The sequence below is a fragment of the Alteromonas sp. ALT199 genome (genome assembly GCF_018619335.1).
Taxonomy (GTDB): domain Bacteria; phylum Pseudomonadota; class Gammaproteobacteria; order Enterobacterales; family Alteromonadaceae; genus Alteromonas.
Genome location: NZ_JAHHDX010000017.1, coordinates 1 through 2003 on the forward strand (window position 1 = coordinate 1; position 2003 = coordinate 2003).

A 2003-nucleotide genomic window follows, 5' to 3' on the forward strand; every position below is an offset into this window, starting at 1 on the left:
GCTATTTATGACATTATGCAGTCTTTAAATATTGAAAAAAGCGCTGTGTTGGGCCATTCCCTCGGTGGAAAGGTAGCCATGAAACTCGCCCTAAATCATAACGAAAGTATCACACATTTAATTGTAGCTGATATTGCCCCAGTAAGTTATGACCATAGCCACCAAGCTGTATTCAACGGGTTGAATTCTGTTTCTTTGAACACCATTAAAAGTAGAAAAGAAGCTGAGAAGCAAATGTCAGCTCATGTTAAAGAGATGGGTGTTAGGCAGTTTCTTCTAAAAAGCCTATATCAAGATGAAGACGGAACATGGAAATGGCGCTTCAATGTAAGTGGGCTAATTGAAAGTTACTCACACATTATTGATTGGGAGCAAACAAATCAAACGTTCGATGGCGTAACATTATTTATTAAGGGCAGCGAGTCGGACTACATTACTCCGGCCTATCGCAGCGAGATAGCGCGCTATTTCCCAAATGCGAAAGCGCATATTATTGAGGGTACTGGGCACTGGTTACATGCCGAAAAGCCGGCGGCGTTTAACGCTATTGTGGAGAGAACGCTCAATAAAACGTCTTAAAGTAGGATATTTCTCATTCAATAAGATGAGAATGACTATTATTACATATTTTTGAACGTTTTAGGCTCTTACAGGCGTATATACTGTGATATAGTTGCGCCAGATTTTTTAAGTAACAACACTATGCTTGCAGAAAATTACGAACTATTTGAGTCTATCATGCTGTACGGCGGATTATTTATACTTTTCGTATTGATGGGTTTTGCTGTACACGATGTTTTGCGTAAGAACGATGTTCCAATTATTGGACGAGTGGTCACCTACGGTGTGCTGGGTTTAGGCGCATTAGGGTTTCTTGCGAAAGGCATTATTGAATGGTTTTGGCTAAGCACAGGCGTTTAATTAGTAACGATTAATAGAGGTTAGATATGGCAAGCGTTGGCCTATTTTTCGGAAGTGACACGGGTAACACCGAACATGTTGCGAAAATGATCCAGAAGGAATTGGGTAAACAGCTAATTGATGTTAAAGATATTGCCAAGAGCAGTAAAGAAGACATCGCTGAATTTGATTTACTCATCTTTGGTATCCCTACTTGGTACTACGGTGAAGCTCAGTGCGACTGGGATGATTTCTTTCCTGAACTGGAGCAAATTGATTTCAACGACAAGCTGGTTGCTATTTTTGGTTGTGGAGACCAAGAAGACTATGCTGAATACTTCCTAGATGCTATGGGTATGGTACGCGATATCGTAGAAGCTAAAGGTGCTATTCTAGTAGGTCAGTGGTCAACTGAAGGCTACGACTTTGAAGCGTCTAAAGGCATGGCAGACGATAACCACTTTGTTGGTCTTGGTATCGACGAAGACCGTCAACCAGAGCTAACAGACTCTCGCGTTAAAGGCTGGTGTAAGCAAATTCACGACGAGCTTTGTTTGGCAGAACTTGCGTAGGTATAGTTGCGAAAGCATTCGTCTAGCTACATTTAAAAACCGCTCAAATTGAGCGGTTTCTTATTTGTGTTGTACTGACATTTTTTGCACTTGTCACAAGAAAGCTTTTCCGCCGTCTAACTCACTAAAGCTGAAACCGCTCTACCGCTTTTTTCAACGTTTCTGTTTGCGCGTCTAACATCATGGTCGATTCGTTCGACTGTCTTGTGCTTTGAGCACTTGAATCGGCAAGTGCGACTATTCGATTTAGGCTTGTCGCCACTTCACCTAACAGCACATCTTGTTGTTCAGTGTCTTCAACGATGTGTTCGTTAATGTCGCTCAAACGCTGAATAATTTCGCGAATGCTATTTACCTGCTCAGATACCTGCTGAGTTATTTCTACCCCTTCTTGTGCTTGCTCACGTCCCGCATTAATCGCTTTTACTGCCTGCGCGGCATCTTTTTGCAAGTTGCCAATCATTTGCTCAATTTCTTCTGTAGAGTTGTGCGTGCGATTTGCCAGAGTTCGTACTTCGTCTGCAACAACCG

At 42.1% G+C, this 2003-nt stretch carries 4 protein-coding genes; 3 read left to right on the forward strand and 1 reads right to left on the reverse strand.

Annotated elements, in window-relative coordinates; translation table 11 throughout:
* The 3 genes from KL866_RS02495 to fldA all read left to right on the forward strand — a co-directional run.
* On the forward strand, nucleotides 1-579 hold a 579-nt coding region (locus tag KL866_RS02495; protein WP_214993121.1), incomplete at its 5' end, for an alpha/beta fold hydrolase.
* 123 nt (nucleotides 580-702) lie between these two features.
* Nucleotides 703-921: a DUF2788 domain-containing protein gene (locus KL866_RS02500; RefSeq protein WP_025255461.1), complete on the forward strand. Its 219-nt coding sequence runs from the start codon at nucleotides 703-705 to the stop codon at nucleotides 919-921.
* 26 nt (nucleotides 922-947) lie between these two features.
* On the forward strand, nucleotides 948-1472 hold the full coding sequence (gene fldA / locus KL866_RS02505; RefSeq protein ID WP_025255462.1) for a flavodoxin FldA: 525 nt from the start codon (nucleotides 948-950) through the stop codon (nucleotides 1470-1472).
* 124 nt (nucleotides 1473-1596) lie between these two features.
* On the opposite strand, the gene KL866_RS02510 is transcribed toward fldA, so the two are convergent.
* Nucleotides 1597-2003, reverse strand: a 407-nt coding sequence (locus KL866_RS02510) for a methyl-accepting chemotaxis protein (protein ID WP_251139789.1), incomplete at its 5' end; no start/stop codon positions are given.

Excerpts from the sequence above, each read along its gene's own strand:
- fldA (WP_025255462.1), top strand. The coding sequence starts at position 948 with ATGGCAAGCGTTGGCCTATTTTTCGGAAGTGACACGGGTAACACCGAA.
- KL866_RS02500 (WP_025255461.1), top strand. The coding sequence starts at position 703 with ATGCTTGCAGAAAATTACGAACTATTTGAGTCTATCATGCTGTACGGC.